The following is a 6,575-nucleotide window of genomic DNA, read 5'->3' on the forward strand; positions in this document are numbered from 1 at the left end:
AGGGCGGTCCGCTGTCACCGTTGTTATCCAATCTGATGCTCGACGACCTCGACAAGCTGCTTGAGCGACGCGGTCTGTGCTTCGTGAGGTACGCCGACGACAGTAACGTCTACGTGCGCAGCGAACGCGCGGGCCAGCGGGTGATGGCGGGGCTCAAGGCCTTCCTCACCGGCAAGCTGAAGCTGAAGGTCAATGAGGCGAAGAGCGCGGTCGCGCGGCCACACACGCGCAAATTCCTCGGCTTCACCTTCTCGAACCGGGTACAGGTCAAACGGCGCATCGCGCCCAAGGCGCTGGCTCGCTTTAAGGATCGAATCCGGGAGTTGACTCAACGCACGCGAGGGATCAGCGTAGACCAGATGATCGGCACGCTGAACCGGTACCTGACAGGGTGGCGTGGCTACTTCGGTTTCTGCGAAACACCCAGCGTGCTCCAGCGCTTGGATGAATGGGTACGCCGTCGTGTACGCTGCTTCTTCTGGAAGCAGTGGAAGCGGGGGCGAACGCGATTCCGGGAGTTGACCGCGCGTGGTGTCAGCCGGGACCTTGCCGCCCAGACGGCGGGTTCTCCGCACGGTGTATGGAGACTGAGCAATAGCCCCGCGCTCCAGCACTCACTGACCAACCGCTACCTGCGGTCTCTCGGTCTTCCATCCTTGTGTCCGTAGTCGATCAACCGATCCGAACCGCCGTGTACGGACCCGTACGCACGGTGGTGTGGGAGGGGTCGGGCCGCGAGGCCTGCCCCTATCCCGATTCCGCTCGCCGGCGGCGCTGTCGTGAGAAAGATCGGACTGTTTGCCCGGCGGGCGCTGAAGCGGGCCCCCTTAGTGGTATGGTTACGGCTTTTCCGGCTTCAGCAATTCCGTTGTCTATGTCGCACGCGCTGGCGATCCTCAAAGATGTATTCGGCTACCACGCCTTCCGCGGGCGCCAGGCCGAGATCATCGACCACGTTGCGACGGGCGGCGACTGCCTGGTGCTGATGCCGACCGGCGGCGGCAAGTCGCTGTGCTACCAGATCCCGGCGCTGCTGCGCCAGCGTGCCGGCGAGGGCGTCGGCATCGTGGTGTCGCCGCTGATCGCGCTGATGCAGGACCAGGTCGCTGCGCTGACCGAAGCCGGCGTGCGCGCCGCAGTGCTCAATTCGACGCTGACCGGGGCCGAGGCCTCGGCGGTCGAGCGCGACCTGCTGGCGGGCCGCATCGAGCTCCTCTACGTGGCGCCGGAGCGGCTGATGACGCCGCGCTTCCTCGACCTGCTCGAGCGCACGCGCGTCGGGCTCTTCGCCATCGACGAAGCGCACTGCGTGTCGCAATGGGGCCATGACTTCCGGCCTGAGTACATCCAGCTGTCGGTGCTGCATGAGCGCTTCCCGTATGTGCCGCGCATCGCGCTGACCGCGACCGCCGACGCGCTCACGCGCGAAGAGATCATCGAGCGCCTGGCGCTGCACGATGCGCGCGTCTTCATCTCCAGCTTTGACCGGCCCAATATCCGCTACCGCATTGTCGAGAAGGACAATGCGCGCCAGCAGCTGCTGGCCTTCATCAAGGCCGAGCACACTGCCGCCGACGGCACCCATGACAGCGGCATCGTCTATTGCCTGTCGCGCAAGAAGGTGGAGGACACGGCGCAGTGGCTGAGCGGGCAGGGCATCAATGCGCTGGGCTACCACGCCGGCATGGATGCGCAGGTGCGCCAGCACCACCAGGCGCGCTTTCGCGAGGAAGAGGGGCTGGTGATGGTGGCGACGATCGCCTTCGGCATGGGCATCGACAAGCCCGACGTGCGCTTTGTCGCCCACCTGGACCTGCCCAAGAGCATGGAAGGCTACTACCAGGAAACCGGCCGCGCCGGCCGCGACGGGCTGCCTGCCAATGCCTGGATGGCCTACGGCCTGGGCGACGTGGTGCAGCAGAAGCGCATGATCGACGAGTCCGAGGCGGACGAGGCCTTCAAGCGCGTGTCCTCGTCCAAGCTCGACGCCCTGCTGGGCCTGTGCGAGACCGCCGGTTGCCGGCGCGTGCGCATCCTGGCCTATTTCAACGAAGCCAGCGAACCGTGCGGCAACTGCGATACCTGCCTGGAGCCGCCCGCCACCTGGGACGGCACGCGCGAGGCGCAGATGGCGCTGTCCTGCGTCTACCGCACCGCGCAGGCGAGCCGCGTGCATTTTGGCGCCACCCACCTGATCGACGTGCTGCGCGGCAATGCCTCGGAGAAGATCCGCCAGTGGGGGCACGACAAGGTGTCCACCTTCGGCATCGGCAAGGACCGCTCGGTGCATGAGTGGCATACGGTGTTCCGCCAGCTGATCGCCCAGGGCCTGCTGACCATCGACCATGGCGGCCACGGCGCGCTGCTGCTGGGCGAGGACGCGCGCGCGGTGCTCAAGGGCGAGCGCCAGATCATCCTGCGCCGCCAGGCCACCAAGCCCGGCAAGTCGGGCGAGCGCGCGGCGCGGGGCACCCGCACCGACCATACCGCCGACATGGACGCCGATACGCTGGCCAACTGGGAGGCGCTGCGCCGCTGGCGCACCGAGGCCGCGCGCGAGCATGGGGTGCCGGCCTATGTCATCTTCCACGATGCGACGCTGGCGGAGCTGGCCCGGACCGCTCCCGGTTCCCTGTCGGCCATGCAGGGGATTCCCGGTATTGGTGCATCCAAGCTGGAGCGCTACGGACAGTCCATCCTGGAAGCGCTGCGCGGGCTCTGACCGGCGACTCGCGCCACCCCGTTCCAGGTCGGGTATACGGCTTGACGGTATACGATTCCGCTGCTAGGATGCCAGATTCGAGTTTTTGGCTTTGGATTTCGCTCGCCCGTCGGAGAAGTGGCCTTGAGGTCGCTGCCGGCAAGCCTTCCGGACTGGGTTTCCATGGACGGGTGGCGGCAGACGCGGGATCCGGGTGCCGGCTCGCGCTCTTTGGCACGCTGTTACCGCACAGTCCCGTCTCCAGAGCGCGTCCGCTCACCTCTCCCGCCCAAAACCCGTAGTTGCCTTTCCATTTCGGTGTAGCTGCCGGTGCGAGGGGCGTTTTTCGTAAAAACCAAGCTGGATTGAACAATGCCAACTATCAACCAACTGGTTCGCAAGCCGCGCGTCTCTGAAGTCGTCAAGAGCAAGAGCCCGGCGCTTGAGAACTGCCCGCAGCGTCGCGGCGTGTGCACCCGCGTGTACACCACGACGCCGAAGAAGCCGAACTCGGCACTGCGTAAGGTCGCCAAGGTGCGCCTGACCAACGGTTTCGAAGTCATTTCGTACATCGGCGGTGAAGGCCACAACCTGCAGGAACACTCGGTCGTGCTGATCCGCGGCGGCCGTGTGAAGGATTTGCCGGGTGTGCGTTACCACATCGTCCGTGGCTCGCTCGATCTGCAAGGCGTGAAGGACCGCAAGCAGGCTCGTTCGAAGTACGGCGCGAAGCGTCCGAAGGCAGCCTAAGCTACAGCAGCCTGGGTCGGAAAGACCCGAAGCAACAAACGATAGCCTGTGGCGCGAGTCATGGTGCTGTCACCAGGCGGCGGTACAACGGAACGCCTTTTTTGGCACCGTGCCGTCGAGTAAGTGGTCACCCGGCGAATTTGCTGTCTTTTGCATGCAAGCTAGTTGGTGGCCGGAGAGCGGGAACAACTGACCGCGCTCTCAACTGAATCTAAAGGAAAGAAGATGCCACGTCGTCGTGAAGTCCCCAAGCGGGATGTTCTGCCTGATCCGAAGTTCGGCAACGTTGAAGTTGCCAAGTTCATGAACGTGCTGATGCTGGACGGCAAGAAGTCGGTTGCCGAACGTATCGTCTATGGCGCGTTCGACCAGATCGAAAAGAAGGCAGGCAAGGCCCCCATCGAAGTGTTCTCCGTTGCCATCAACAACGTGAAGCCGGTGGTGGAAGTGAAGAGCCGTCGCGTGGGCGGCGCCAACTATCAGGTTCCGGTCGAAGTCCGTCCGTCGCGTCGTCTGGCATTGGCGATGCGTTGGCTGCGCGAGGCCGCGAAGAAACGCAGCGAGAAGTCGATGGCGCTGCGCCTGGCAGGTGAGTTGCTGGAAGCATCGGAAGGCCGTGGCGGCGCAATGAAGAAGCGTGACGAAGTGCACCGCATGGCCGAAGCCAACAAGGCGTTCTCGCATTTCCGCTTCTAAGCGCGCGATAGCGTTTGTTGGTTGCCGGGCGGGCTGTGTTTTTACACATCTCGCCCGTTTGTGTTAGGGGCGCGGGCCATGAGATGCCGGCGCCTCACGGACAAATAGAGGATTAAAGTGGCTCGTAAGACTCCCATTGAGCGCTACCGCAATATCGGTATTTCGGCTCACATTGACGCGGGTAAAACCACCACGACCGAGCGCATCCTGTTCTACACCGGTGTGAACCACAAGATCGGTGAAGTGCACGATGGCGCAGCCACCATGGACTGGATGGAGCAGGAGCAGGAGCGTGGCATCACGATCACCTCCGCTGCTACCACCGCCTTCTGGAAGGGCATGGCCGGCAACTACCCCGAGCACCGCTTCAACATCATCGACACCCCGGGCCACGTGGACTTCACCATCGAGGTGGAGCGTTCCATGCGCGTGCTGGATGGCGCCTGCATGGTCTACTGCGCAGTGGGTGGCGTGCAGCCGCAGTCGGAAACCGTCTGGCGTCAGGCCAACAAGTACGGCGTGCCGCGTCTGGCATTCGTCAACAAGATGGACCGTACCGGCGCGAACTTCTTCAAGGTCTACGACCAGCTGAAGACCCGCCTGAAGGCCAACCCGGTGCCCGTCGTGGTGCCGATCGGCGCTGAAGACGGCTTCCAAGGCGTCGTCGATCTGCTGGAAATGAAGGCGATCATTTGGGACGAAGCCAGCCAAGGCGTGAAGTTCGAATACCAGGACATCCCGGCTGAGCTGCAAGCCACCGCTGAAGAATGGCGCGAGAAGATGGTCGAGTCCGCCGCCGAAGCCAGCGAAGAGCTGATGGAAAAGTACCTGGGCGGCGAAGAGCTGACCCGCGCCGAGATCGTCAAGGCGTTGCGTGACCGTACCATCGCCTGCGAAATCCAGCCGATGCTGTGCGGCACCGCGTTCAAGAACAAGGGCGTGCAGCGTATGCTCGACGCCGTGATCGACTTCCTGCCGTCGCCGGTCGACATTCCGCCGGTTACGGGCACGGACGAGGACGACAGCGAGAAGAAGCTCGAGCGCAAGGCTGACGACAACGAAAAGTTCTCGGCACTGGCGTTCAAGATCATGACCGACCCGTTCGTTGGTCAGCTGATCTTCTTCCGCGTCTACTCGGGCAAGATCAATTCGGGCGACACCGTGTACAACCCGGTCAAGAGCAAGAAGGAACGCCTCGGCCGTATTCTGCAGATGCATGCCAACCAGCGCGAAGAAATCAAGGAAGTGCTGGCCGGCGACATCGCCGCTGCAGTGGGTCTGAAGGACGCCACCACGGGCGACACGCTGTGCGATCCGGCTGCACCGATCGTGCTCGAGCGCATGGTGTTCCCGGAACCGGTGATCTCGCAGGCTGTCGAGCCGAAGACCAAGGCTGACCAGGAAAAGATGGGCATCGCCCTGAACCGCCTGGCCGCTGAAGATCCGTCGTTCCGCGTGCGTACCGATGAAGAATCGGGTCAGACCATCATTTCGGGCATGGGCGAGCTCCACCTCGAAATTCTGGTCGACCGCATGAAGCGCGAATTCGGCGTGGAAGCCAACATCGGCGCGCCGCAGGTGGCCTACCGCGAAACCATTCGCAAGAAGGCCGAAGACGTCGAGGGCAAGTTCGTCAAGCAGTCGGGCGGCCGCGGCCAGTACGGTCACGCTGTGATCACGCTGGAACCGCAAGAGCCGGGCAAGGGCTTCGAGTTCATCGACGCCATCAAGGGCGGTGTGATTCCTCGCGAATACATCCCGGCGGTCGAAAAGGGTATCGTCGACACGCTGCCGGCCGGTATCCTGGCTGGCTTCCCGGTGGTGGACGTGAAGGTCACGCTGACGTTCGGTTCGTACCACGACGTGGACTCGAACGAAAACGCGTTCCGCATGGCCGGCTCGATGGCTTTCAAGGAAGCCATGCGCAAGGCCAGCCCGGTTCTGCTCGAGCCGATGATGGCCGTGGAAGTGGAAACGCCGGAAGACTACACGGGTACCGTGATGGGCGACTTGTCGTCCCGCCGCGGCATCGTGCAGGGCATGGACGACATGGTGGGCGGCGGCAAGATCATCAAGGCCGAAGTCCCGCTGTCGGAAATGTTCGGTTATTCGACGTCGCTGCGCTCGGCCACGCAAGGCCGCGCCACGTACACCATGGAATTCAAGCACTACGCAGAGGCACCGAAGAACATCGCCGAAGCCGTGATGACGGCCAAGGGCAAGTAATAAACGCTGCGCCGCCACGCATGACCTGCGTGGCGGCGCAAAGATTCGAATCAGACTGTATTCCATTAGGAGCTGAAACATGGCAAAGGAAAAGTTCGAGCGGACCAAGCCGCACGTGAACGTTGGTACGATTGGTCACGTTGACCATGGCAAGACCACGCTGACCGCAGCGATCGCCACGGTGCTGGCAGCGAAGTTCGGC

General features: G+C 63.3%; 6 protein-coding genes. All 6 read left to right on the top strand.

Annotation, left to right across the window (positions count from 1 at the left end):
• Window positions 1-668: group II intron maturase-specific domain-containing protein (locus DN412_RS41805; RefSeq protein WP_115216851.1), on the top strand; the 668-nt coding region annotated here is incomplete at its 5' end.
• Between the two features lie 206 nt (window positions 669-874).
• On the top strand, window positions 875-2,722 hold the full coding sequence (recQ, locus tag DN412_RS41810) for a DNA helicase RecQ (RefSeq protein WP_115216852.1): 1,848 nt from the start codon (window positions 875-877) through the stop codon (window positions 2,720-2,722).
• A 351-nt stretch (window positions 2,723-3,073) separates the two neighbouring features.
• Window positions 3,074-3,451, top strand: a complete 378-nt coding sequence (gene rpsL, locus DN412_RS41815) for a 30S ribosomal protein S12 (RefSeq protein ID WP_010810460.1) — start codon at window positions 3,074-3,076, stop codon at window positions 3,449-3,451.
• A gap of 225 nt (window positions 3,452-3,676) precedes the next feature.
• Window positions 3,677-4,147: a 30S ribosomal protein S7 gene (gene rpsG / locus DN412_RS41820; RefSeq protein WP_010810459.1), complete on the top strand. Its 471-nt coding sequence runs from the start codon at window positions 3,677-3,679 to the stop codon at window positions 4,145-4,147.
• A gap of 117 nt (window positions 4,148-4,264) precedes the next feature.
• Complete coding sequence (fusA, locus tag DN412_RS41825) at window positions 4,265-6,373, top strand: elongation factor G (RefSeq protein ID WP_115216853.1); 2,109 nt, start codon at window positions 4,265-4,267, stop codon at window positions 6,371-6,373.
• A gap of 79 nt (window positions 6,374-6,452) precedes the next feature.
• A partial coding sequence (locus DN412_RS41830) for a GTP-binding protein (RefSeq protein ID WP_244223096.1) occupies window positions 6,453-6,575 on the top strand: 123 nt, incomplete at its 3' end.

The organism is Cupriavidus lacunae (assembly GCF_003353055.1).
Classification (GTDB): Bacteria; Pseudomonadota; Gammaproteobacteria; order Burkholderiales; family Burkholderiaceae; genus Cupriavidus; species Cupriavidus lacunae.